The organism is Faecalibacillus sp. TM498, from assembly GCF_020589955.1.
GTDB classification, from domain to species: Bacteria; Bacillota_I; Bacilli_A; order Erysipelotrichales; family Coprobacillaceae; genus Faecalibacillus; species Faecalibacillus intestinalis.
Genome location: NZ_JAJDKB010000039.1, coordinates 1 through 26,255, shown reverse-complemented (window position 1 = coordinate 26,255; position 26,255 = coordinate 1). Strand labels below are relative to the sequence as shown.

Genomic DNA, 26,255 nt, shown 5'->3' with positions numbered 1-26,255 from the left:
CTATAAAAATTAGTTCCTATTTTCTCTTATTTCCAGTTTCTGCTTGCAATTCGGGTTTTTTTTAAATTATTATTTATATAAGCCATTTTTTCTTCTATAATCCTTACTTTTTTATAATTGTTTAAATAAATGCGACATTTTTTACATAATTCACATACATAATGGATGCGGAGGTAAAGATTATGCATAAATTAAAAAAATTAATTTTACTAATATTATCTATTTCTATAGCTCCACTCTATCTCATGTTTTCTAACTCTACAGAAATAGAAGCTTCAAGTAATGATAATAATTCAATAAATTACTTAAAATTAAAAAATAAAAGTACATCCCTTTCTACTATTTATAGTGAAAAATAGCAAACTCGTATACATAATCAAATTAATAAACAAAAGAAATTAAATAATTATACTTTTCAACATCCTTTATTAATAAGGAATCCATATGGAACAAATACAACAGCTGTTTATATGTATTTTAAAACCACAGAAGAATTACAAGCAAGTTACACAATTCATTGTGATAATTACGCTGATTTTTCACAAACTTTGAATACTAATACATTAAGCGGTTATACAACAGAACATGAATATCTCTTAATTGGAGCAATTCCTAATCAAACAAATACGATTACAGTTACTCTAACAAATAAACAAGGTAAAGTTGTTGATACCTTATCATGGTCATATAATGCCCCTTCATTACAAGGCGGTGATCAATATCTTACAGTAGAATGCGATGATTCAAATACATCATCCTTATCTAACGGTCTTTATACTGTTCTTGGAAACGATGTTACTGAAGATAGTGAAGAACAAGCTTATATGAGACTTTATGATAATTACGGCATCATTCGTAGTGAAATTCCTATCGTTTCTTATAGAAGTCACCGTATTCTTTTTGAAAACAACACCATGTACTTTAGTATTTCTAGTACAAAAATAGTTGGTATGGAACAAACTGGTTATGCTTCTAAAATTTATGATACAGGTAATTATAAATTACATCATGATTGCATCTTTGATAGCAACAATAATATTCTTGTTCTTGCAAGTGAAAAAGAAGCAAAAACAAGTGAAGATAAAATTATTATGATTGAAAAAGATTCTGGTAACATAACAGAACTTGTAGATCTTATTGATTTATTACCTGATTATTATTCAACAACTTCATTACCTGATGGTGCAGAAGATCTTGATTGGATGCATATCAATTCACTGGCTCTTGTTGATAAAACAAGTTTAATTATTAGTTCAAGAGAAACATCCACAATTATTAAATTAGATAATATCTATTCAAATCCAACAATTGATTACATGATTGGTTCTGATAACTTTTGGCAAGAAAGTGGATATGATTCCTTACTCTTAAATAAAACAAATGATTTTTCAATGCAAGCTGGTCAACATTGTGTCACTTATGTAGATGATAACTCCCTACCTCAAGGTCAATATTATCTCTATCTTTATAATAATAACCTTGCGGTAAGTACAACACGTCCTGATTATGATTGGAAAAGTGATTCAAATTATTCAAATACTTACTATAACTTAAAAAAAGGAACATCTTATTACTATAAATATTTAGTAGATGAAAATAATCGTACTGTTGAACTTGTAAATAGTATTCCTGTTGCTTATTCAGGATATGTAAGTAGTGTTCAAGAATTAGATGGAAATGTAATTATCGATAGTGGTATCGCAATATCTTGGAGTGAATACAGTCAGGATGGAACTTTATTAAGAACGTTTAAAACAACTGGTGGTAAATTTGTTTATCGCGTCTTTAAATATGATTATCTAGATTATTGGTTTCAATAATTAAAAAGGTGTAGTTTGTGCTACGCCTTTTATATTCCATTTTTATAAAGAATATATTGTACAAGATTTAAAAAGAATACTTGTAACTCATTCATACTTTTATCAAAGCTTTCTTGATTTATATTGTAGTTAAAATAAAGATGATTATCTTTAGGAGCAACTCCTATAAACCCAATTTTAGGCTTTATTTTCACATCTAAATAGTTAGCATTTTGATAAAAAACAGATCTATTTGTACAAAAATCATCATATGTTTCATGTAAACTTACAATAATAACCAAATCATCTTCTTTCAAGTGAAACTGATCAATAATTTCTTCTTCACTTCCAAGATAAACCGGTATCTCACAAGGATATCCTAAATATGTCAACGCTTTTTGACATAGTAACAATGCAAACCTATTTCCATCGCCTAATATAACAATTCTTTTACATACCATGATTTTTTTAAAAATTTGTGTTTGTATGTGAGGAAAATTATTTTTAATAACCTTTTTCATCTTTTTCATATCTACTTCCGCATGCATATATTCTTCGTACATAACATTTTTAAAATAAGAAAACTTATTAATATTAATATTTTTTAAATATCTGACCATCGAAGTCTTAGACACTCCCACTTCTTCTATAAATCTATTTAATGTATAATCCTTAATATTACCTTTTAATTCCATTATTTTTTTACTAATTAAATATTCCACACTCTCTTTTGAACTACTATTTTGTATCATCATTATTTTTCCTATAATCATATTTTCATTCCTTTATATATAATTCATAGTATCTCGTTTTAATTAAATCAAATAGAAATAAAAAAACATAATGCATTTCATAATAATCATTATCCGTATCCATAGAAAAGCTGAAATCAATATATTCACTATTTATTTGAGATTTACTAAAAAGTATCTTTGTATTCTTTGTATCTAAAACAACTTCTTGAAATTTTGCATCACAACAGCCTAATAATCTTCCTGTTGCTGTAAAGAGACCAATAAGATCATTATTTTTTGGTACTAAAATTTTTCCATTATTTACTGAACTTAACAAAACCGTTTTATCAAATATTTTCATATCTACTTGAAAATCAAACAATAAATTTAAAAGTGTTGGTGACCCATAAGCTATAAATCTTTCATGTTCATTTATTTGTTTACAAATTTTATCTATTTCATCCATATTAATTAGATGATGTCTTAATTGACTCATAATTTGAATAATTTTATTTTTTTCAAAACTTTCATATCTATCTCTGATTTGTTTTAGTCTTACTATTCTTTCAAAAATAACCTCATCTTTAAACGCTGTATAATTTTTATATCCCAGTTGATTAAGATATGTTTTAAATTTAAGTTTTGATATGTTTAAAATTGTTAAAATGTCTTCTAATGTATAGGTTGGTATTTTATTATAGTGTTCAAATATTTTTCTAGATATATATGTATCAATATTATCAAATTCTATATTATTAGATGCTTTTAAAATATATTCTATTTTTAAATTTGTTTTGCTCACAATAAACACCCTCCTACAACAAAAATATTATAATATAAAAAGCGGAAAAATTGAAACCATTTTCCGCCTTACTTAATTATTATCTAATTACCTTTTTAGTAGCTGTATAGGCACCTACTGCTAACAACATGATAATAGCATATGAACCAATCATTGTATTATCTCCAGTTTTAACACTTTGTTCAACTTTATTATTAACTGTTGATTCCTTTTTATCATCTACTTTATCTTCTGATTTTGACACTGTTTCCACTTTAGATTGTTTGAACAACCAATTCATTGGACTACCATCAGTATTATCATTAAGAACTTTTACCCATGACCAATGCAATAATGTACCTCCCATACCATTGCTGATTCCTACAGCTTTCATTTCATCATCTGACCATATAGATAATTTATTATTTTTATCTCCCATATTTTCCATAGCTTTGTACATAGCTTTTGAACTATCTACATTGCATGTTGGATCATTTTCAGCATGCGTATAATAAACTGGAACATCTAATAATTTTTGAGTATCAATTTTTTTAGAAACCATCGATTGTGTACTTTCATCCCAAGTATATACATTTCCTTGGAATGCTTCTTCAAAATTCGAAACAATTGTATCAAAAGGATCTTTTTCTCTACCTAATGCTGCAAATGTTTGATTATGTACAGGAACAATTGGATCCATTGAGCAACAAGCTATAGCTCCAGCAAATATTTCAGGATATTGCATTAAAAACCTCATTGTTGCTCCTCCTCCACTAGAAGCACCTGCAACATATACTTGATTTTTATTCACATTTCCATCATTAATTAGATTTTTAATCAATTGTGCTTGTAATGCATTGTTTTGGTCAATTAATTTTTTCTTATCTTCATTTTCTGCAGCACCATAGCTATAGTTTTCATTTCCAACTTGCATTTGTAATACTGCAACATCATAACCAGCATCTACCCAACCAGTTAATCCTTTATTCGCTACAAGAGTATCTTCTAAATTACCATTGTATTCTCCACCACCATGATTCCATACAACAAGTGGTACATTTTTCTTAACTGATCCATCCGCATTTTTTGGTAAATACAACGCATATTCACGTGTTAATCCAGCATAAGTAAATGTCTTTCTTTCTGTATCATCTAAGACTTTAGTTTTAACTGTTGTTACATCACTTGCCTTAAAAGATAATGCATCATTAGTTAAACATTTAACTTCCCAATCCAATCTTTGAAATGACCAATCTGTTTTATAGATTCCAGCATAACAAAATGGATTCACTGTCATTTCTAACTTATTTCCTGATACACTTAATTTAATCCCATCATCTTGATAAGCTTCTGCCCAAGATCCTGTATTTACATCAAATGGAACAGTGCTTGAATTATTAATAATATCAAAATCTGCTGCTGTTAAATTTTGTATAATACTTTCATCGCTTACCTCAATTTCAAATGAAGATACTTCTCTTTGTCCATCTCCAACTTGTGTGTTTGCAACAATAGAACTAACTGTTGGACTAGTAGCATAAACAGGCATACAAAGCATCGATAACGATAACGCTGCGCCTAAGGATGCTGCTATTATTTTTTTACTTTTCATATTCTTTTCCTCCCTTTCGCACTTTCATACTATCACCTCTACTTACTGTAAGCGATTACAATATTATATTTATTGTTTCTTATTTTTTTACTACATATTAATATTTTGTATTTGGTATTTTTTTATGGTACTTTTTAAATCCTATTTTTACTATTATTTTTAGTTATAGCAGGTTGCTATTTAGGTATTGTACTTTTATAATATTATCGATTAAAGTAAACTTGGGGGAGATTTATCATGAAAAAAACACTCTATTTAATGAGACATGGACAGACTTTGTTCAATCTACAACATAAAATACAAGGTTGGTGTGATGCACCTCTTACACCTTTAGGAATTAAACAAGCACAAATGGCAAAAGAATACTTTACAAATATTACTCTTGATCACGCTTATGCTTCTACTTCTGAAAGAGCATCGGATACTTTAGAAATCATTACAGATATGCCTTATACAAGATTAAAAGGTTTAAAAGAATGGAATTTTGGTGCTTTTGAAGGAAAAGATGAATGTTTAAATCCTAAACTACCTTATGGGGATTTCTTTAAACAATTCGGTGGTGAAGGTGAACTTGAACTTAGAGAACGTATGAATAAAACTTTAACTGAAATCATAAGTAAGGATGATCATCAAGTTGTTTTAGCGGTTTCTCATGGAGCAGCATGTGCTCAGTTCTATCGTGCATGGGAAGAACATGCAAAAGTAAAGAAAACCGAAAGATTTTATAATTGTTGTATTCAAAAATATGAATATGAGGATGGAATCTTTACACTTGTAGAAATTTTTAATCGAAATATTACAGAATAGGAGAAGAATATGGATTCGATAAAACGTAAATCATTTAATGCAAATGTTGATTTGATTCATGGACCTATCTTTAAATCATTGATCATTTTTGCATTACCACTATTTATATCAAATATCTTCCAACAACTTTATAACACCGTTGATACCATGATTGTTGGAAACTTTTTAGGAGATGCTTCTTTAGCAGCCATTGGATCATGTACCTCTATTTATGACTTGCTTGTAGGTTTTGCCTTAGGTATTGGAAATGGTCTTGCTATTGTTACTGCAAGAAGTTTTGGCTCTAAAGATGAAAAATTATTGAAGAAATCAGTTGCTAGTTCTTTAGTCATTGGTATTGTTGTTTCAATTGGACTAACACTTATTGGTTTAATTTTCTTACAACCACTTCTTCATTTATTAAATACGCCTGCAAACATTATTGATGAAGCTTATAGTTATATTTTCTTTATTGTTTTATTTATTATTGTTATGTTTGCTTATAACTTATGTGCTGGATTAATGAGAGCCATTGGTAATAGTGTTATGCCTCTCGTTTTCTTAGTTGTTTCATCTGTTTTAAATATTATTTTAGATTTAGTTTTTATTACTCAATTAAATATGGGAGTTCAAGGTGCTGCAGTCGCAACTGTTATTTCTCAAGGAACTTCCGTTATTTTGTGTATCATTTATATGTTTAAAAAGACACCTTTGTTACTGCCTAAAAAAGAACATTTTGAAGTTGATAAAGATCTTTATAAAGAATTATTAGGACAAGGGTTCTCAATGGGATTTATGAATTGTATTGTTTCTGCTGGTTCTGTCATCTTACAATATGGTATTAATAATTTAGGTTATTTAATTATTGCTGGACATACAGCTGCAAGAAAGCTTTATATGTTCTTTAATATGCCTTTTACAGCAATGGCTCTTGCTATTTCAACTTTTGTTTCTCAAAATAAAGGGGCTAATCAAAAAGATAGAATTAAACAAGCACTTCGTTATGCTTATATCTATGACATTATTGGTGCAGCTATTGTAACTTGTATTATCTTATTATTTGGTTCTTCTTTAGTGAAATTAATATCAGGCTCAAGTAAAGAAGTTGTTTTACATAATGGAACACTTTATCTTACAATTGTTGGTCCTTTCTATGCCGTGCTTGGAATATTGATGCAAACACGTTATGCACTTCAAGGAATTGGTCAAAAACTTCTTCCTTTAATTTCAAGTGTGATTGAATTCTTTGGAAAGATTATCTTTGTTATCTTCTTAATTCCACGTTTTCAATATATGGCTGTTATCTTCTGTGAACCAGTTATCTGGTGTGTAATGACAGTTCAACTTGTTTATTCTTTCTATCATAATCCTTATATTAAAAATAATTAAAAAAATTGGACGGTGCCAAAGCATCGTCCTTTTATTATATTAAATTTCTTCACCATTAGATTCACAAACTTTTTTATACCAATAGAATGAATCTTTTTTGCTTCTAGAGAAATCTCCAGTTCCATCATCATGTCTATCTACATAAATGAATCCATAACGTTTAGCATATTGTCCTGTTCCAGCTGATACTAAATCAATTGGTCCCCATGTTGTATATCCAATTAATGGTACACCATCTTCAATAGATTCTTTCATTGCATGAATATGTCCTTTGAAGTAATCAATACGATAATCATCATGAATTGATCCATCTTCTTCTACTGTATCAAATGCTCCAAAACCATTTTCAACAATCATTAATGGAGTATGTGGATAACGATCATGTAATAAGTTTAATGTATATCTTAAACCATCTGGATCGATTTGCCATCCCCAATCAGATGCTTTTAAGTATGGGTTTTTAGCACCTTTTGACATATTACCTGCTGTTGTTTCTGCATTTTCATCTACTGTTACACAGTTTGACATGTAATATGAGAATGTATAGAAGTCAACTGTACCTTCTTTAATGATTTTTTTATCTTCTTCTGTAATATAAGAAGTATCAATATTATGTTCTTTAAAATATCTGAAGATAAATGATGGATATTCTCCACGTACTTGTACATCTCCACAGAAATTGTTTTTGAAGTTATCTTCATCAAATGCTGCTAAGATATCTTTTGGATTTGGTGTTAGTGGATATAATGTTGTATGTGCAATCATGTTACCAATCATGAAATCTGGATTGATCTTATGACCTTCAATAACTGTTCTTGCACTTGCTACAAATTCATTGTGTAATGCTTCAAACATAATTTGTTCATTTGATTTTAATTCATTTAATGGTATTCTATGATCTGCATTAACATCTTCTGGATCCATTAATCCAAGTCCATAAAGGTTACCAATTCCACCTTCACCCATGCATGCAATATTAATTTCGTTGAATGTTAACCAATATTTAACTTTGTCTTTATAACGTTTCATACAAGTTGTAGCGTATTTAACGAACATATCAATGACTCTACGATCTGAGAATCCGTTATATTTTGTTACAATGTTCCATGGAATTTCATAGTGACATAAAGTAACTAATGGTTCCATTCCATGTTTATGACATTCATCAAATACTTTGTCATAAAAAGCTAATCCTGCTTCATTTGGTTCTTCATCATCACCATTTGGGAAAATACGCCCCCAGTTAATTGATAATCTGAATACTTTCCATCCCATTTCAGCAAATAAAGCGATATCTTCTTTATAATGATGATAGAAGTCTACTGCTTCATGGCTAGGATAAAAAGCTTCTGGATCTGTTTTTGGTAAGAATGTTCTTGGTGTATTGACATCTCCACCTAATAACATATCTGGTACAGATAATCCTTTACCATCTTCTAAATATGCACCTTCACATTGGTTGGCAGCTACTGCTCCACCCCATAAAAATCCTTTAGGAAATCCCATTTTCATTACCTCCTTGTTTCCATTTGATTTTTTCTATAAACATTATAAAGGAAAATTATTAAAATTTCTTTCATAATATGAAAAAACTATTCAACATTTTCCCACCAATGTTCTTGATAAGTTTCTATATGACTATAATCAACAATTTCTCCAATCTTTGGTGTCGCCACATTTAAGTTTTCCTTTTGTGATCTTGTGGTAATTTGTTTAATTGGATCATCCCAAGCATGATTACAAATACAAAAGGCACACCAATGAACAGGAACTGTCCACTTTGCGTGAAGATCTTTCATTGATTGAATGCCATCTTTGGGTAACATATGAATATTGGACCATGCTCGATCATATTGTCCATCTTCAATCATTAATAAATCAATAGCACCAAATTTTTCATAAACTTCTTCGAAATGATTTCCATAACCGGTATCCCCTGTAAAATAAGTTGTATATTTATCATTTTTAAAGACATAGCCACTCCACAATGTCGTATTGTTTCTCCAAGGAACACGTCCAGTAAAATGCCTACCTGGTGTTGAAGTAATCGTTAGTCCATCAACTTTTACTTCATCCCACCAATTCATAACGTGTATTTTCTTTTCATTGACTTCCCAACGAAGAAGATGTTTTTCTACACCTAGAGGAACGCAATATTCTTTGACTTTTTCATCTATTTGTTTAATTGTTTGATAATCTAAATGATCATAGTGATCATGTGAGATAGCAAGAACATCAATATTTGGCATATTTTCTATATCTATCGGTAACTTAGAAAAACGCTTTGGTCCAATAAAAGGAACTGGCGAACTATAGTTTGAAAAAACAGGATCCATTAAGACATTCTTTCCTTCTATTTGAAGCAATGAACTTGAATGTCCAAACCAAATCCATTTAAGTTCATCTTTCTTCGCTTTTTCTATTTTCTTTAACTGATGAACAGGTATTTCACCCTTAGGAACTTTTTCTTCATTTTTATATTCACTCTTTTGTCCTGTCATTAATTGAATTTCAGGATTTCCATGAAATATTCCTTTTTTATATAATGAATTTCTCGCTTTATATTCTTTTTGATCTTCATCTGTCACACTTCCACCTAAGCTTGGCCAAAATTCAATAAATAACACAGCCACAATAGCGATACTTACTATCATAATACCTACAATTTTTAATATCTTTTTTATCATTTCTATTTATTCACTTCCTTCTATCATAGATTTGAATATTCATTCATTCTATGTTACATTTATCATAACATCTAAACTTGACTTTAGGTCAAGTATAAAGGAGGAACTTATATGTATTCTATTGGTGAAATCTCAAAAATGTTTCAATTACCTATTTCAACTCTTCGTTATTATGATAAAGAAGGATTATTTCCTCATTTAAAAAGAGTAAATGGCGTTAGACAATTTAGCGAAAGCGAAATTGAAACTTTACGTGTTATTGATTGTTTAAAAAAATCAGGCTTAGAAATTAAAGAAATAAAAGAATATATGTCTTTATGTTCTTTAGGAAATACCACGTTAAAACAAAGAAAAGAAATCTTTGAAAAACAAAAGGAAGAAGTTTTACAAGAAATGGAAAAACTTCAAAAAGTCCTTTCTATGCTCAATTATAAATGTTGGTATTATGATCAAGCGATTGAAAAAAATGATGAATCTTACGTTCAAGCTCTTTCATTTAATCAATTTCCACCACAAATCCAACAATACTATAAACATAGTCATGAGGATTGTTAGAAGTGAAAAAGAAAATACTAATTACCTTATCAATTATTCTCATTCTTTGTGTTGGTGGTTTTGGTTTTTACGTCAATGATTATTATCACGCACAAGGTGATGCTTTAGAAATCTTAAACCATCAAGAAGTAAAACAAGTAAATTCTAATCTTATTACTTTAGCTCCTCAAAAGACAAGTGATGTAGGTATTATTTTCTATCCTGGAGCTAAAGTAGAAAATACAGCTTATCTTCCTTTACTTGAACAACTAGAAAAGAAAGGTTATAACTGTTATTTAGTTAATATGCCTTTTAAGATGGCTATTTTTAATAAAAATGCTGCTAATAAAATTATTGATAAATATTCAAATATAAAACATTGGTATCTTTGTGGACATTCTATGGGTGGTGCCATGGCTTCTTCTTATGTTTCTAAAAATAAAGATAAAGTTGATGGTTTGATTCTTTTAGGTTCGTATATTTATGGCGATGTTTCCGCTCAAGATACACTTACCATCTATGGCTCTTTAAATACCAGCGTAAAAAAGAAAATAGACTATAAAAAGAATATTGTTGTTATTCAAGGTGGTAACCATGCTAACTTTGGAAACTACGGGCATCAAAAAGAAGATGCCAAAGCGACTATTTCTCGTAAAAGCCAACAAAATCAAACAATTAAAGCAATAGATCAATTTATTAAAAAAAGACTGAATTAATCTTCAGTCTTTTTCATATAGTCATTTAAATGAATACCATTTTTTAAAGCTTCAATGACATGATCTTTATCAATCACATTTTCTACCTTTTCATCTAAAATCATTCCAATAAAACGTGCATCATCATCAATTGTAAAAGGCCAATAGAAGTAGAAATGATTTCCATCTTTAAATTCAAAACGATAATCAAGAACATACCAATCTCTCGCAATCGGTGTTCCATAACTTTCATAACGATGTTTTAAAAGAAGTTCTACACTTTGAATATCTTCATATTTATATTCATTCATAAACTTAGCTTCTTTTCCAAATAAAACAGAATAAAAATATTTTACATTATCTATATAACCTTTAAATTGATAATAACGAATACGATCATTTAAAAACTCTACCGATTGATTTCTTGTTTGATCAAGTGGTAATCTTAACCATAATTGTGAAAACTGGAAATCAGCTGCAATCAAACCATTTGTAAATACAAATGAAATCACTAATACTGAAAGTACTCTTGTTAAAACATCTTGCTCATTTACAGCACTAAAGAATAAAACAATTAAAAATGTAGGAATAAATTTATATAAGAATTTTCTTAATGCAAGTTTCTTTGTAAGTCTTCTTCCAAGAGATACAATATCTGTTGTTTTTTGATAACCTAATTTATAATTCTTCACTTCTCTTTGTATTTGTTGTAAAGCTGGTAACATTGGTAGATCTTTTCTTACATACATTTCTATATTTTCTTGAACTTCTTCTAAGTTTTTAATTTGTTTTTCTAAATGAATCTGATTGATTTCTAAACATTCTTTAAAATCAAGTTCATTGTTTAAGATTGCTTTTACATCATCAATCGAAATATTTAAATTACGTAAGAACTTTACCATGATGAGTTTTTGTAAATCATCTTGGCTATAACTACGATAACCATTTTCATCTCTTTGTGGTGTAACGATCCCTTCTTTTTCATAATAGAAGATTGTATGCTTTGAAATCCCTAATTCCTTTTCTAATTCGTGTGTTTTCATAAGTAACACCCCTTCCTTAACTTTATCTAACACTATAGAGTAGCTTTATAGTCAAGGCTTTTTATCAAAATAATACCTTTTTTATAAAAAGACTGAATTATTCTTCAGTCCCTCTTACATAGTCATTTAAATGGATACCATTTTTTAAAGCATCAATGACATGATCTTTATCAATAATATTTTCTACCTTTTCATCTAAGATGGTTCCAATAAAACGAGAATCATCATCCAATGTAATCGGCCAATAAAAATAGAAATGATTTCCATCTTTAAATTCAAAACGATAATCAAGAACATACCAATCTTTCGCAATTGGTGTTCCATAACTTTCATAACGATGATTTAAAATCAATTCAACACTTTGAATATCTTCATACTTATAAGATTGCATATATTTTTCTGCTTTATTAAATAAAACACCGTAGTAATATTTCAAATTATTAAGATATCCATGAAATTGATAATAACGAATCCCATCACTTAAAAATTCTACTGATTGATTCATTGTTTGATCTAATGGCATTTTTAACCATATTTGTGAAAATTGAAATTCTGTCGCAACAAAGATATTTATAAAAAGAATCATTAATAAAATAAAGATAATGATTAAAGATGTTGTCTTTTCAAGGTTTTCATCAAAAAAGGAAGCTGCACAAATCCACATAATAAACGATGGGGTGATTGCGGCAGGAATCTTATATAAGAATTTTCTTAATGCAAGTTTCTTTGTAAGTCTTCTTCCAAGAGATACGGTATCCGTTGTTTTTTGATAACCTAATTTATAATTCTTAGCTTCTCTTTGGATTTGTTGTAATGCAGGTAACATTGGTAGATCTTTTCTTACATACATTTCGATATTTTCTTGGACTTCTTCTAAGCTTTTAATTTGTTTTTCTAAATGAATTTGATTGATTTCTAAACATTATTTAAAATCAAGTTCATTATTTAAGATAGCTTTTACATCATCAATGGAAATATTTAAGTTTCTTAAAAACTTAACCATTATTAATTTTTGTAAATCTTCTTGGCTATAACTACGATACCCATTATCATCTCTTTGTGGTGTAATAATTCCTTCTTTTTCATAATAGAAAATCGTATGTTTTGAAATACCTAATTCCTTTTCTAATTCGTGTGTTTTCATAAGTAACACCCCTTCCTTAACTTTATCTAACACTATAGAGTAGCTTTATAGTCAAGGCTTTTTATCAAATTTTGAATGAATTGTAAGAAATCCCGGTTGATATTTATTTTCTTGAACATAAATCCAATGATTTTTTAAATAACCATTAATAACTTCTAAAATCTTATCTGTAGGATAGCTTTTACCTTCTTGTCTAAGTTCTAAACCACAACATGTACATCCACCTACACCATGAATTGAATATTCTATATTATTTTCTTTAAGTAACTGATTGATTTCTAGAATCATTTTAAAATTAACAACATTATTCATAGTCATCTCTCCTTTACTTTATTATAAACAAAAAGGAAGAACGAATCTTCCTTTATAAACACATTTTATAAATATTCAAACAATCTTTTTGACTTAATGATCGATAAGCTCTAGGTAATGCATCTTGACCATAGCAAGCTTTTACTTTCAACTCATCAAATTTTTCATCATTAATTCCTACTTCACTTAATGATGTAGGTAAATGAAGTTCATCTTTAATAAAGCTTTGTAAAGCAACAATACCTGCTTTTGCATTTTCTAAAGTATTTCCATTATCTTTAACGCCCATAACATTTAAAGCAAATCTTGAAAAATCATCCACTACGGTTTCATCTTTATTTAATAAATAAGTCATCCATTTAGGAGTAATTATTGCAAGAGCTAAACCATGAGTCATATCATAAGTTGATGAGAATTGTTCAAGAGCATGGAGTTGCGCTTGTGTTTTATAACCTGATGTACAAAAACTATTTAATGCCCATGAAGCAGCCCATAACATTGTTGCTCTCGCTGAATAGTTTTCTGGTTCTTCAACAGCAATTGGTAATTGTTGGCGAACTGTTCTTAATAATGTTTCTACAACATTGAATTGTAATGGGTATTTATCGCTATTAACAAAATAGTTCATATCAAATAAGTGAGCCATAATATCAAATCCACCACAAGCTGTTTGTTTAGGTGAAACACTAAATGTATTAGTAGGATCTAAGAAAGCTGCTTTAGGTCTTAAGATATCTCCATTGATTCCACTTTTAACACCTTTTTCTACATTAGCAATTACACACGATTTATCCATTTCACTTCCTGTTGAAGCAATTGTAGGCATTGCTAGTACGGGTAAGGCATTATTCCATGCTACTTTCTTTTCTACTAAATCCCAAATATTATCTGTATCTACAAGTGTTAAAGCCGCAATAGCTTTAGAAGCATCAATAGTAGATCCTCCCCCAATTCCTAAAACAGCTGTAATATTGTTTTCTTTACAGATTTTTGCACCTTTATTGACAGTTGTATATCTTGGATTTGGTTCAACACCTGCAAGTTCATAAACTTCAATATTATTTTCTTTTAATTCTTTCATGACTTTATCATAAAGTCCTATTTTTTTAATAGAACCTCCTCCATAAACAACAAGTACACTTTTACCATATTTTAATACTTCTTCATGTAAATGACCTAATTGGTCTTTACCAAAATAAACTTTTGTTGTGTTTTGAAATTGAAAATCGTTCATTTTATTTTCCTCCTTCTGGTTTTAAAGACCCATAGTAATAAGAAGATGTTGCTCCACCATCCATTAAAAATGTTGCCCCTGTAATAAATGCACCTTTATCACTCATTAATAATTCAGCAACATTTGCAACTTCATCTGCAGTTCCTGGTCTACCAGCTGGACATTTTGCGAACATATTTTTATAGAAATCTCCCCTTGGTCCATTAAATTCATCAATGGCAAGCGGTGTTACAATAATACCTGGGGCAATAGCGTTGATTCTTGCACCACGTTGTCCCCATTTAACAGATTCAGCCATCACACGTTTTTCATTACATCGTTTTGCTAATTGATAAGCATGCAATGTATCTTTAATATTTTCTGGTTGTAAGATTTCCAGGTCTAATAATTCTTCAGTTGGTGTACATGCAAGTTGTTCATCTTCTAAAGCTGTAAGTTGCTCCATACGCCAACCTGATTGACTTGAAATTGTTACACCAACGCCACCTTCTTCAATAACTTTTCCTACTTCTTCCAATAAAACAGCAGTTCCATAAAGATCTACTTTTAAAATCGCTTCAATTGGTGCTTGTGAAGGTGAAACCCCAGCGCCATTGACAAGCATTTTAATGAGTCCATAATTTTTAGCCATATCAATCATTTTTAAAATATCTTGTCTACTTGATAAATCCATTTCTATAACTTCAACATCAAATCCTGCATCCACCATTGTCTTTTGAATATTTTTAGCGTTTTCAATATTTTTATCACCTAGAATAATTTTCTTACTAGCACCCATTCTTCTAGCAATAGCCATACTAATTTGACCAGCACCAACAACAATCATAACTTCTTTCATTATTCTTTACTTGCCTTTTCTATACAATCAATTGCATTTAAACTTCTTGGATATCCCACAAAAGGAATATTTTGAGAAACAACTTTAATTAAGAAATCTTGATCATTTCCTAAACGAATATTAGCTTTTGCATGGGCAATCGCTTGTGGTTCACATCCACCTTGTGCATATAGAAAACAAAAAGTAATCATTTCTCTTTGTTTATAATCTAAACCACCTCTTGTATAGTAATCACCAAAACAGTTATCAGTTAACCATTTACGAATATGCACTGTTTTAGGATCACCACTTGTCGCATATCCTTTCATGCCTTCACCAAAGATAGCTACTTGAGCTTGTTCTCCTTTTTCTAAACGATTTGGATTAGGATCATTTTGATTTTCTAAAGGAAGTTTTAAACCTAAAGTATCTTCAATAAAACTATTCACTGCTTTCAAGAAAGGAAAAACTCTTCCAATTCCTAAATAAGCTACCGCTTGATAAACAATTTCTTTCATTTCTACAGGAGTAACTCCAAAATTATAAGCTGCTTTCAACATTCCTTTGAATTCATCAATCCCTTGACATCCTAGTAAAACTGCAAGAATTGAAATAAATCTTGTTTTATCATCTAAATCATCTTGATTAACCACTTCATCAAAAGCAAAGTTATCAAAAACTTCAATAAATTCAGGATCTGTTCTTAAAAAATCTGAAACATATCCTGGAAACATTTTTTCATGGTAATTTTTAGCGTTATCTGTCATTTTATTTTCCTCCTAACCATCTTTCTAATTGTTGTCTACATCCATCTACATGACTTCCATGAATATTTAATCCTTTATGAACGATACTGTTTGGACAAAGTTTTTTGAGATCACTTTCACTTCTTCCCATACCGCTTCCTTCATGTGAACAAATAGGATAGATATGTTTATTTGTAAAGTCATAACTTTCTAAAAATGTCATAATGATCGTTGGCATTGTTGACCACCAGTTTGGATATCCTAAATAAATTGTATCGTATTCATCAATGCTTTCTAATGGATCTAATATTTGTGGACGAGCATTGTTTTTAAGTTCATCACTTGCACGTGACGTACATTCATGATAATCAAATGGATACGCATCGACTTCTTTGATTTCATAGATATCTGCATCAATCATTGTAGATAATGTTTCTGCAATAACTTTTACATTTCCTTTTTCTAAATTCACAATATTTCCCGAGAAATAATTTTCTTTATTATGTGAAAAATAAACTATTAAACTCTTACTCATTGATCTTTATCTCCTTTGCAATGTTATATGCTTTTTCTAGTGCATATGTTTTTTCAATATCATCTTTATTTCCTGTTTGAAAACCTAAAACATAATCAACAAAGCGATTTCCTCCAACTCTTAAACAATCAATATACTTTTGGAAAGTATCTTTGATAATTCTAAAATAACTTTCTTCAGGAGCTAATCCTGTTGTAAATAAATAGAAATCTTTATCATGAATTGTTTTTTCAATCGCAAATGTACGATCAATCAATAACTTCATTGAACCATTAAATGTGTAAAAATACACAAGTAAAGCAAAGATAATTATGTTTGCTTCTATCATCTTTTTGTACAAATTGTTTTGTTTTTTGACAGACATTACAGCCTAAACAAGGTTTGATATTTTGATAGTTGACGTAGACCTTTTCTGTAGTATAACCATTTTCTTCGACTCCTTTAATAAAGGCATCTGCAAGTCGATCGGTATTTCCATTTTTTCTTGGACTACTCATTAATACAAGAACTTGTACCATATTTGCTCTCTCCTTTTTCCACCTATATAATAAAAAAAATTAGGAATTGAAACAATTTCAATTCCTAATCATCTTTATAAGTTTTACTTATTTAAAAGATCTTTATACATCTTCACAAATTCTTCAATATAATAATTCGTATTTTCTTTAGACCAACAAGCAAAATAATTTCTTTGAATTGGTTTTCCTTTATAATGCAAGGTAATTCTTTCAATACCTTCCATTGTTTTTGGTAAATGACCTATTTGATCAATTGGTAAATATCCTCTTTGACTCGCCACCATTAAACGTGCTTGTTCTAATGAATTCGCATATAAAAAACGTCTTGAAAGATTGAGTGATTTTTCATAGAACTCTCTTTCTGAATCTTCTTTATCTTTAGAAACAACAAGAATACAAGACATATTTTTTAAATCATCCGTTGTAAGAACGTCTTTTTGAGATAGTGGATTCATTGAAGATATTTCTACAAAACATTCGCTATGTTTTAATTCATAATTGTAATAATCTTCATTAAATGTTCTTCTTTGTTCGCTGATTTTAACATCAATATGATGTTGGACTAAAAGTTCGAATAATTCTTCATGCGTACCACTTACCACCGAAATATTAACTTCTGGATAAATACGATTAAATTCAACAATGGCTTGATGAAGTTCACTGGTACTAAAGTTTTTAGGATAACCAATTGTTAGATTCAATTCTTGATCTTCTCCTCGACGAATTGTTTCTTCTTTAAAATCTTCAATTTCATCTAAAATCACTTTTCCATGACGATAAAAATATTCTCCTGCAGGAGTTAAAGAAAAATGCCTTTTATTTCTTTCAAATAAACGAATGCCTAATTCTTTTTCTAATGATTTAATTTGTTGAGAAATTGCTGATTGTGAAATAAAGCATTGTTCTGCCGCTTCGGTAAAGCTATGACAATCAACAATGGTAATAAAATATTTCATTTGTTTAAGTAACATGGTCTTCACCTCTTATGTACTATTTTATCGTATTTTATTCATTCTTTATAACAAAATTTGTTATAATTTGTATAAATAGAGGGAGTGAAAAAATGAAAAAGAAAATATTAAGTTTATTAGTTGTTGGTGTCATGCATTAAATTTAACAGGATGTGCGATGTTTGAATCAGAAATCAATGATATTAAAGGAAATCTTGTAGGAAATGGTTATACCATTGATACTTTCGATAACTATGGAAAAAGAGTCATGACAACAACTGGAGATAAAATCAATATTCAAGGAAATCCAGTAGAAACAACTTCTTATGATAGTGATGGAAGTATTATTACAGGTTATGAATTATCTTCTGTTATTACTATTACTATTGATGGGCAAGAAATTGAATCTTGTGGAGATACTTGTATCTTTACACAAAAAGGTTTAGAACCTAATGTTGATTTTACTCAAGAAGACATTGAAAGTAATGATAATGGAAAACTTTCAAATAATACATATATTGCGAATATTATCAATAAGTATAAAAATAAGTTTGGTAAATCAAGAGTGGTTGTGATTAAATCTCAATTAGGGCAACCAATTACGGCTTATTCAGGGGATAAGGTTTATTGGACTGTTCCTAAAAAATTACCGAAGATGACAAAATTAATGATTGATGGTAAAGCTCTTTATATTCATCGCGCAAATTATCAAATTATTGATACATCATTACTAAATTAAAAGACGGGGAGCCCGTCTTTTACATTGTGAATAAACTTAAAATATCTTCTTTGGACATTTGTGATAAACCACCACTATTGTTTTCAACAAACATGTCAGCTAATTCCTTTTTGCGTTTTTGTAATTCAATGATCTTTTCTTCAACACTATCTTTCATCACAAGATTAAAGACTTGAACATTATTCTTTTGTCCTATACGATAAGCACGGTCTGTCGCTTGATTTTGAGCAGAAACATTCCACCATGGATCAAAATGAATAACGGCTTCGGCAGAGGTTAAGTTCAAACCTGTTCCTCCTGCTTTAAGGGAAATCAAGAATACTGTTGTATCATCTTTTTGGAATCTTGAAACAAGTTCTCTTCTATCTTCTTTATTGGTACTTCCAGTAAGCATATAATATGTAATTCCTGCTTTTTGACATTCCTCTGCAATTAAATCTAAAACGGAAGTAAAGGATGAAAATAACAAAACTTTTTGCTTATTTTCTTGCATTGTTTTAATAAGTTCCATACAAGCTTTTAATTTAGAAGAAGGTTGATCAATATCATCATATACAAGACGTGGTTCTAAGCAAAGCTGTCTTAATCTTGTAAGTAGCTTTAAGATTTGCATCTTATCAGAACCTTCTAAATCGTAAAGTTCTTGTAATTCTTTATTTGCTTCAGCAAGATTAGCTACATAAAGTTTTTCTTCTTCATCATTGAATGGAAGAATGATATTTTGTTCAATTTTATCTGGCAATTCTGTTAAAACTTCTTTTTTATTTCTTCTTAAAATAAATGGTGTGACTAGTTTTTTTAGTTGTTTTGTTTTTTCTTCATCATTATTTTTTATAATGTCATTTTCATATTGTTTTTGGAAATAATGATAATTAAATAAATATTGTGGCATCAAGAAATCAAAGATTGACCATAGTTCTGCTAAACTATTTTCAATTGGTGTTCCCGTTAAAGCTAATTTATGTCTTGTTTTTAAGGTTTTAACTGATTGGGCATTTTTGGTTTTTTGGTTTTTGATATATTGTGCTTCATCTAAGATAACATATTCAAATTCAATCCCTTGATAAAGTTCAAAATCTCTACGCATATAATCATAAGAAGTTACATATAATCCTTGTTTAATTTCTTTAATTAATTCACTTCTTGTTTGTATATTTCCTGTAATACATGTAACTGGTAATTTATTAGAAAATTTATGGACTTCATCTTCCCAGTTATAAATAAGTGAAGAAGGACAAACTACCAAACTTGGTCGAGGCGTTTCTAATGAATCTAATAACGTAATGGTTTGTAAAGTCTTCCCTAACCCCATATCATCAGCAAGTATGCCATTAAAACCATAATCTTTTAAAGTATGAAGCCAGACATAACCTTCTTTTTGATAATCTCTTAAAATATTTTCATAATCTTTAGAAAGTGGATATTCTTTTTGAGTTGCTGATTTGAAACGATCTAATGTCTCTACAAAAGATTCTTCTCTATCTAGTTCAACATATTCAAAATCATTTTCTTCATCAATAGCAAGCATTCTTTGTTTATTCATCGAGAATTCACCATCATCAATGTCTTTTACATCAATATGATAATCATCCATAAATTGACTTAATTCTTCTAAATCAGGTGAATCTAAATAAAGCAATTCCCCATTTTTCAAACGATAAAATTTCTTTTTACGACGATATTGATTTAAAACCTCTTGTAGTTCTTTCTTTGGTATTTCATGCGAAGAAATATCAAATTTTAAAAGATCATTTTCAATACGGACACCTACATGTAAATTATAAGATATCTTCTTTCCTACTCTTTTTAAAGCTTCTGATACATAAACATCCCCATATTGTTTTAAATAATCTAAACCTTCAAAAATAAATTCATAGGTTGTTTGACTATTTGTATCAAAATAGGCACGATGTTTTTTTGTATCGATGGATGAAGCATAACGTTCAATATATTTTTCTACCAAATCTTGTTGATAAGTTGTCATCAATTGATCATTAAATCCATACACTCTATTTTGATTTTCATCCACATAGACCGGTTGAAAATAAATCATTTGATCATCATCAATATCTCCATAGATTTTAATTTCATCATAAGTTGGTATTTCTTCTTGGCTTTGATCAAAGACTTCAAAATAAGAAAGAATTGGTAATAAGACGTACTTATAGAAATCATGATATTGTTCCTCTAAAACAATCAGTTGTCCTTCATTTTCAATAATACTTTCTAAAAAACGGGCAATATTCCCCTCTTCATCAAGAACGATACGTTCCATATAAAACTTTCCATTATTCATTTCATAGCGATAACCATGTTTATTTCCAATAAACATTTCTTGATTGATACTTACTCTAATGACATAAAAATCTTCTTCTTTATTAATATATAAACGTAGCTCTGGTTCTACTTCACCAAAAGAAAGATTCTCTTTATTGATTTCATAAAGCTCATCAAGTAAACGTTTATCAATAGGGATGTTTCTTTTAATGGGTTCATAGTAATAGTTATAGTCTTCTATATCTTGACTTCTAAAGGAGATTGCTTTTTTCATGAAATCTATTTGTTTTAAGGCGTTTTCTGTAAAATTCTTTTCACTGTGTACAAATTCTAAAGATTTTCCATATTTATAATTTTCTTGATGATTGATTCGATCAATAAATTCTGTAATATTTTTGACTACATACTTCTTTTCATTTCCAACTCTATAGTCAACATTTATCTCATCATCTTGAAGATAAATAAAAGGTGTTAAATCATATTTTTCATTATTAATAGATAGTTGTAATTCTGTTTGATAATGATTTTTATTAAGATCAATGAGACGTGATGATGTATGTGCCAGTTGTCTAAGTTGAGCTTTTCTTCTTTGTCTTTGATTTTCTTTTTCAATCTCTTTCATTTTTTCTAATTTTTCACTTTGATACTCAAAAGGAAAATCATTGATTTCTAATTCATTAAGTTTCATAATAACTGCCCCTAAATGACCACACATAGAATCTTGATCATTAAATGGGCAAGCACATTTATAAGAACCGACTTTATTATCTTTAATTTCTAATGAACATTTTTGTATGTGATTAAAAACTGAAACGACAGCATCAATATGATAAAGATCATCTTTTAAAGTAATATACATACTTTCTACATTATCATAGTGATGATATCTTCTGGCAATCTCTAAGTTATTTTTACTTTTTACAACATTTAAATTAATATTAAATTTCAATTTCATCACCTTCTTCTAAACATTCATCTAACATTTCATGTATTTTCTTTTTTCTTGGATATTCTTTTTTGATCATATCAACAAACTCTATTTTTGATATTTTATCTAAATCAAGAAATAACTCATAAACATAATTTTTAAAATAATAATTTGAATTTCCTTTTTTTATATAATTTTTTAAACATTCAACATAAACCATTAAATACATTTCTAAACTATATTCTTTAATGATTTCTTTTGTTTGTTCAAAAAGTGTCATATTTGGTCTTTGAAGTAAAACATAGATCAAATATTTAACATCTTGACTTTGTTTAAACATTAAAGCTAAATCATAATCATCATAGATAGGTTTAATCGCATCCATAAAATCTAGTAAATAATCTTCAAACTTAATTCCATAAAATTGTTTTAAATCTTCATAATAAACAGGAATATGCGATGAATTATAATAATCTAATTTAGAATAAATATAATTCAAGTAGGCATCTTCATGTTCAGGATCAAGCAATGAATCAAGTTTTGCCTTGGTTTCTTTTTTTCTAATATTTTGTTCATGTTTTTTATAGTAAAGACGAGCAAGTTCTACTTGTTGGTGATCAACATAATAATGTATCATTTCTGTGATATAATCTTCATTGTTATTATAAATTTGAATATCATCTAAATATTTTTTCATATCTAAATGATGATCATTGATAATTTTAAAGTATGTATTTAGTAAAGAAACTTTTCTTTTCGTTAAAAGCATTTCTCTAATAATATCTATTTGATCATTGACATCTAATTTATAGATAATCATCATAATATAGCTAAATGCATTTTCATATCTTTGATATTTCATATTTTCTTTTAACCAGCGCGTTGTAAGTTCTTTATTATGTTCACTTGTAAGTAACTTACTATAACCTTGAAACATGATTTGAAGTATTTCATGACGATAATCGTTAGGATAATTAGAATTTAAAAATTCATCAATGACTTGTTGATAATTGGTAATATGAAAACTTCCTTGTTCATTTAATTGAATAATACGTTTTAAATATTTTTTAAATTCTTGATTGAATTCACGTTTTAACATAAAACTACTATGTGTTCTTCTACGAACATCTTTTAATAAAGCATTGATATCAATATATTGTTGTTCATCTTTAGGAAGTCGATCTTCAATCGCAAAATAAAGTGCCGCTTCATGTTTACAATGATTTCCTTCTTTAGCATAAGGACAATCACACGTAGCTGACATGACATCATAATGTTCATCTAAAGTGATTTTAGTATGATAAGCTTCATTTCCTAAAATAATTCCTGTATAGGTTTGGTTATCATATTGATTTACAGAAAAAACTCTATTTTGTTCAAAATATATTTTTCCTCTTTTTAATATTGTCTCTGTAAAAAATGATTTCATAGGCTTCCTCTTTTCATATTCACTTCATTATACCAAGAAAGAAAAAAAGCACAAAACTTAATTTGTGCCTAAAATATGTTTATTGATAACTTCTGCAATCGCTCCTTGATTATTTGTTGCCTTGGTAATAATATCACATTCTTTTTTCATTTCTTCAACTGTATTTTGGACACCTACCCCAAGGCCTGCTACTTTGATCATTGATAAATCATTAAAATTATCACCTATTGCAATTGTATCTTTAATATCTACATGTAATAACTCTGCAAGTTTCTTTAAACCTTGTCCTTTATTAACTCCTTGATGATTAAATTCAATATAACGATTCGATGAATAACTTACATCCAAATCACTTGTTATCTCTTTTAAATCATTTTCAATTCCTTTTAAATATTGGTAATCTGTATTCATATATAACACTTTTACAATTTCTTGACCCTTTAAAAAATCAATATTATCATCAAAAATTTCTATAACTTCCATTCTTCCTGCCAAATAATCTTTTTCTTCTTGGACATACTTATAAGCATAGACCATATCTTTTGTATAAACATGGATACAAACATCATAATCTAAACCTCTTTTGTAAAGTTCACTCGCTTTTTCAAAAGAAATTCCTTCGAAATGAAGTAACTTACTTCCTTTATTTTCAGTAATGGCTCCACCATTATAAGAAATCACATATTCATTTTCTAAATCATACAATCCTAAATCTTTTAAAGTTCCACCAACGGTATTAAACCCTCTTCCTGTTGCTGGTACAAACTTCACACCTAACTCTTTTGCTTTTTGAATGGCTTCAATATTCTCTTTAGAAATCGTACGATCATCACTCAACAATGTTTCATCTAAATCACACGCTATAATTTTATACATAGTATCCCTCTTTTCTTACTTTTATCTTATCAAAAAGGAATTAATATTTTCGTAACTTTCATGATATGAAATAAATACTTTCTATGGTATGTTTAATAAGGATGATGTTATGAAAAAACGTATTTATGAAATTATAGAAGTATCTAAAGAAGATGACACAACAAGTCATATTTATGATTTTGTGATGATGTTTACAATATTTATGAGTATTATTCCTCTTGCTTTTAAACAAGAAACAAAGTTATTTACAACACTTGATTTAATTACAGTTATAATTTTTATTATTGATTATTTATTAAGATAGGCTACAGCTGATTTAAAATATGATGATCCTCGCTTTATTTCTTACATAAAATATCCATTTTCATTTATGGCAATTATTGATTTATTATCAATACTTCCTTCAATCAATATGATAAATAAAGGATTTAAAGTCCTTAAAACAATTCGTCTTATTCGTACCTTTCGTGTATTAAGAATCTTTAAAAGCTTTCGTTATTCAAAAAATATTCAAATCATTCTTCAGGTTGGAAAAAACTCAAAGAAGGCTTTGATTGCTGTTCTTTATTTAGCTATTGGTTATATTTTTGTTTGTGCCCTTATTATTTTTAATGTTGAACCAGATAGCTTTAATACTTTCTTTGATGCCATCTATTGGGCAACGATTTCTCTTACAACCGTTGGTTATGGCGATATTTATCCTATAACAACTTTGGGAAGAATAATTACAATGGTTTCTTCCTTTATGGGAATTGCGATTGTCGCTTTACCAGCTGGTATTATTACGGCAGGTTATATGAAAGAAATAGAATCAGATAAAATTTGATTCTATTTTAATGAGCTATTTATCATTGGCTTATCATCATCGTTTTTCATAATAAAGAAAGTATACATATGATAAGGACATTCCTTTAATCCAAATAACATTGCATAGATGTTTTCTTCTTCTGTTTCTATTTCCTTATAAGCATCCAAATATTTTTTATAACCTAATACTTTTTCTAAATCTTGGTAGATTTCTAAACTATATCTTCCATCTACAAATTTATGTTCTTGTTTGAGTTTGTTTTGTATATCTTTTAGATAAGCATTTTTCCATTCAAGTATTTTATCAAAATCTACTTCCACCCATTTTCTAATTACTTCATTTTCTACTATATGATCTATTTCTAAACAATAAAGCATTTGAAATAATTGATCTTCAACAAGATTATTTGTATAAGTTTTATGAAAATGAATATTAAGTTCCCCCTCTTTTTCTTCTAAAGCAATTTCTTCTTGTTTTTCCCATTTTTTTAAACATGCATAAATAAGAATAAATTCATCTTGAGGTAGTTCATTTATTAATGAAAGTAAATAGGTTGTATATTGTAAATCTTGTGGCTGTTTATTATTGGGATTTATTTTTTTATAGTTAAGTACATGTTTTTTATGATCTTGATACAAGATTGTTGGAAAATGTGTTTTAGGCCCTTTTTGATAAAAGTAATAAAGAACAATAAGAATCATAGCAAAAACAAATAGTAATTCCATAAGATCATCTCCTTTAATTTATTGTATCAAAAAATGGAGGAAAATGAAGTGAACCTCCTAAGTTTGTCCAACTTTTTGGCTATTCAAATAATTTAGGGGTCCCAACTTTGGGGGTCTACTTTAGGGGACAACTTTAGGGGGATGGACTTCTAATAAT

Annotated in this window: 29 protein-coding genes; 9 read left to right on the top strand and 20 right to left on the bottom strand. The window is 28.7% G+C overall.

Annotated elements, in window-relative coordinates:
* Nucleotides 1-182 precede the first annotated feature (182 nt).
* Together LJD32_RS11225 and LJD32_RS11220 are read left to right on the top strand one after the other, a co-directional pair.
* The gene (locus tag LJD32_RS11225; protein WP_227392402.1) at nucleotides 183-359 is read left to right on the top strand and encodes a hypothetical protein; all 177 of its coding nucleotides are present in this window, start codon (nucleotides 183-185) and stop codon (nucleotides 357-359) included.
* 9 nt (nucleotides 360-368) lie between these two features.
* Nucleotides 369-1,820: an aryl-sulfate sulfotransferase gene (locus LJD32_RS11220; protein WP_318532677.1), complete on the top strand. Its 1,452-nt coding sequence runs from the start codon at nucleotides 369-371 to the stop codon at nucleotides 1,818-1,820.
* A gap of 29 nt (nucleotides 1,821-1,849) precedes the next feature.
* Here the strand turns inward: LJD32_RS11220 and LJD32_RS11215 are convergent, their stop codons facing one another.
* The 3 genes from LJD32_RS11215 to LJD32_RS11205 all read right to left on the bottom strand — a co-directional run bounded on the left by LJD32_RS11215 (nucleotide 1,850) and on the right by LJD32_RS11205 (nucleotide 4,926).
* The gene (locus LJD32_RS11215) at nucleotides 1,850-2,554 is read right to left on the bottom strand and encodes a hypothetical protein (protein WP_143712318.1); all 705 of its coding nucleotides are present in this window, start codon (nucleotides 2,552-2,554) and stop codon (nucleotides 1,850-1,852) included.
* Between the two features lie 22 nt (nucleotides 2,555-2,576).
* Nucleotides 2,577-3,335: a hypothetical protein gene (locus LJD32_RS11210; protein WP_032091227.1), complete on the bottom strand. Its 759-nt coding sequence runs from the start codon at nucleotides 3,333-3,335 to the stop codon at nucleotides 2,577-2,579.
* 79 nt (nucleotides 3,336-3,414) lie between these two features.
* A complete protein-coding gene (locus LJD32_RS11205; protein ID WP_032091226.1) occupies nucleotides 3,415-4,926 on the bottom strand; it encodes a prolyl oligopeptidase family serine peptidase in 1,512 nt (503 codons plus the stop codon).
* 237 nt (nucleotides 4,927-5,163) lie between these two features.
* Here LJD32_RS11205 and LJD32_RS11200 point away from each other — a divergent pair, with 237 nt between their 5' ends.
* A complete protein-coding gene (locus tag LJD32_RS11200) occupies nucleotides 5,164-5,733 on the top strand; it encodes a histidine phosphatase family protein (protein ID WP_032091225.1) in 570 nt (189 codons plus the stop codon).
* A gap of 9 nt (nucleotides 5,734-5,742) precedes the next feature.
* Nucleotides 5,743-7,101, top strand: coding sequence for an MATE family efflux transporter (locus tag LJD32_RS11195; protein WP_227392401.1), 1,359 nt, complete (start codon nucleotides 5,743-5,745; stop codon nucleotides 7,099-7,101).
* A 39-nt stretch (nucleotides 7,102-7,140) separates the two neighbouring features.
* Here LJD32_RS11195 and LJD32_RS11190 read toward each other — a convergent pair whose 3' ends face one another.
* Together LJD32_RS11190 and LJD32_RS11185 are read right to left on the bottom strand one after the other, a co-directional pair.
* Entirely contained in the window at nucleotides 7,141-8,607 is a 1,467-nt protein-coding gene (locus LJD32_RS11190; protein WP_106987358.1) for a glycoside hydrolase family 1 protein, read from the bottom strand.
* Nucleotides 8,608-8,693: 86 nt separating this feature from the next.
* Complete coding sequence (locus LJD32_RS11185; protein WP_227392400.1) at nucleotides 8,694-9,788, bottom strand: MBL fold metallo-hydrolase; 1,095 nt, start codon at nucleotides 9,786-9,788, stop codon at nucleotides 8,694-8,696.
* 111 nt (nucleotides 9,789-9,899) lie between these two features.
* Between LJD32_RS11185 and LJD32_RS11180 the strand changes: the two genes are divergently transcribed.
* Nucleotides 9,900-10,343, top strand: a complete 444-nt coding sequence (locus LJD32_RS11180) for a MerR family transcriptional regulator (protein ID WP_032091222.1) — start codon at nucleotides 9,900-9,902, stop codon at nucleotides 10,341-10,343.
* 2 nt (nucleotides 10,344-10,345) lie between these two features.
* Entirely contained in the window at nucleotides 10,346-11,038 is a 693-nt protein-coding gene (locus tag LJD32_RS11175; RefSeq protein ID WP_227392399.1) for an alpha/beta fold hydrolase, read from the top strand.
* On the opposite strand, the gene LJD32_RS11170 is transcribed toward LJD32_RS11175, so the two are convergent.
* From LJD32_RS11170 to LJD32_RS11120, 11 genes are all read right to left on the bottom strand, one after another.
* On the bottom strand, nucleotides 11,035-12,060 hold the full coding sequence (locus LJD32_RS11170) for a MerR family transcriptional regulator (RefSeq protein WP_227392398.1): 1,026 nt from the start codon (nucleotides 12,058-12,060) through the stop codon (nucleotides 11,035-11,037). The genes LJD32_RS11175 and LJD32_RS11170 overlap by 4 nt on opposite strands.
* A 97-nt stretch (nucleotides 12,061-12,157) precedes the next feature.
* Entirely contained in the window at nucleotides 12,158-12,910 is a 753-nt protein-coding gene (locus LJD32_RS11165; protein WP_227392397.1) for a MerR family transcriptional regulator, read from the bottom strand.
* A 72-nt stretch (nucleotides 12,911-12,982) separates the two neighbouring features.
* Entirely contained in the window at nucleotides 12,983-13,204 is a 222-nt protein-coding gene (locus LJD32_RS11160; protein ID WP_227392396.1) for a MerR family transcriptional regulator, read from the bottom strand.
* A 51-nt stretch (nucleotides 13,205-13,255) separates the two neighbouring features.
* Entirely contained in the window at nucleotides 13,256-13,516 is a 261-nt protein-coding gene (locus LJD32_RS11155) for a hypothetical protein (protein WP_175301897.1), read from the bottom strand.
* Between the two features lie 52 nt (nucleotides 13,517-13,568).
* The gene (locus LJD32_RS11150; protein WP_175301898.1) at nucleotides 13,569-14,750 is read right to left on the bottom strand and encodes an iron-containing alcohol dehydrogenase; all 1,182 of its coding nucleotides are present in this window, start codon (nucleotides 14,748-14,750) and stop codon (nucleotides 13,569-13,571) included.
* 1 nt (nucleotide 14,751) lies between these two features.
* Nucleotides 14,752-15,588, bottom strand: a complete 837-nt coding sequence (locus LJD32_RS11145; protein ID WP_175301899.1) for an SDR family oxidoreductase — start codon at nucleotides 15,586-15,588, stop codon at nucleotides 14,752-14,754.
* Nucleotides 15,588-16,334 carry a carboxymuconolactone decarboxylase family protein gene (locus tag LJD32_RS11140; RefSeq protein WP_175301900.1) on the bottom strand — a complete coding sequence of 249 codons (747 nt, stop codon included), beginning with the start codon at nucleotides 16,332-16,334 and terminating at the stop codon, nucleotides 15,588-15,590. Before LJD32_RS11140 ends, LJD32_RS11145 begins: the two co-directional genes overlap by 1 nt.
* Nucleotide 16,335: 1 nt before the next feature.
* Nucleotides 16,336-16,848, bottom strand: coding sequence for a flavodoxin (locus LJD32_RS11135; RefSeq protein ID WP_227392395.1), 513 nt, complete (start codon nucleotides 16,846-16,848; stop codon nucleotides 16,336-16,338).
* Entirely contained in the window at nucleotides 16,841-17,113 is a 273-nt protein-coding gene (locus tag LJD32_RS11130; protein WP_227392394.1) for a hypothetical protein, read from the bottom strand. Before LJD32_RS11130 ends, LJD32_RS11135 begins: the two co-directional genes overlap by 8 nt.
* Nucleotides 17,114-17,120: 7 nt before the next feature.
* Entirely contained in the window at nucleotides 17,121-17,366 is a 246-nt protein-coding gene (locus tag LJD32_RS11125; RefSeq protein WP_227392393.1) for a flavodoxin family protein, read from the bottom strand.
* A gap of 83 nt (nucleotides 17,367-17,449) precedes the next feature.
* Nucleotides 17,450-18,337, bottom strand: coding sequence for a LysR family transcriptional regulator (locus LJD32_RS11120; RefSeq protein ID WP_227392392.1), 888 nt, complete (start codon nucleotides 18,335-18,337; stop codon nucleotides 17,450-17,452).
* 106 nt (nucleotides 18,338-18,443) lie between these two features.
* Here LJD32_RS11120 and LJD32_RS11115 point away from each other — a divergent pair, with 106 nt between their 5' ends.
* Entirely contained in the window at nucleotides 18,444-19,055 is a 612-nt protein-coding gene (locus tag LJD32_RS11115; RefSeq protein ID WP_227392404.1) for a DUF5052 family protein, read from the top strand.
* A gap of 19 nt (nucleotides 19,056-19,074) precedes the next feature.
* On the opposite strand, the gene LJD32_RS11110 is transcribed toward LJD32_RS11115, so the two are convergent.
* From LJD32_RS11110 to LJD32_RS11100, 3 genes are read right to left on the bottom strand one after another with little or no spacing between them, the layout of a single operon-like run.
* Nucleotides 19,075-22,281 carry an SNF2-related protein gene (locus LJD32_RS11110; protein ID WP_412531060.1) on the bottom strand — a complete coding sequence of 1,069 codons (3,207 nt, stop codon included), beginning with the start codon at nucleotides 22,279-22,281 and terminating at the stop codon, nucleotides 19,075-19,077.
* The gene (locus LJD32_RS11105; protein WP_227392390.1) at nucleotides 22,271-23,689 is read right to left on the bottom strand and encodes an SWIM zinc finger family protein; all 1,419 of its coding nucleotides are present in this window, start codon (nucleotides 23,687-23,689) and stop codon (nucleotides 22,271-22,273) included. The genes LJD32_RS11110 and LJD32_RS11105 overlap by 11 nt, the downstream gene beginning before the upstream one ends.
* A 57-nt stretch (nucleotides 23,690-23,746) precedes the next feature.
* Complete coding sequence (locus tag LJD32_RS11100) at nucleotides 23,747-24,565, bottom strand: Cof-type HAD-IIB family hydrolase (protein ID WP_227392389.1); 819 nt, start codon at nucleotides 24,563-24,565, stop codon at nucleotides 23,747-23,749.
* A gap of 109 nt (nucleotides 24,566-24,674) precedes the next feature.
* On the opposite strand from LJD32_RS11100, the gene LJD32_RS11095 reads away from it, so the two are divergent.
* Both LJD32_RS11095 and LJD32_RS11090 read left to right on the top strand, forming a co-directional pair.
* Nucleotides 24,675-24,869, top strand: coding sequence for a hypothetical protein (locus tag LJD32_RS11095; protein ID WP_227392388.1), 195 nt, complete (start codon nucleotides 24,675-24,677; stop codon nucleotides 24,867-24,869).
* A 36-nt stretch (nucleotides 24,870-24,905) separates the two neighbouring features.
* A complete protein-coding gene (locus LJD32_RS11090) occupies nucleotides 24,906-25,391 on the top strand; it encodes an ion transporter (RefSeq protein ID WP_318532676.1) in 486 nt (161 codons plus the stop codon).
* Between the two features lie 2 nt (nucleotides 25,392-25,393).
* Here LJD32_RS11090 and LJD32_RS11085 read toward each other — a convergent pair whose 3' ends face one another.
* Entirely contained in the window at nucleotides 25,394-26,098 is a 705-nt protein-coding gene (locus tag LJD32_RS11085; RefSeq protein WP_227392387.1) for a hypothetical protein, read from the bottom strand.
* Between the last annotated feature and the right edge of the window lie 157 nt (nucleotides 26,099-26,255).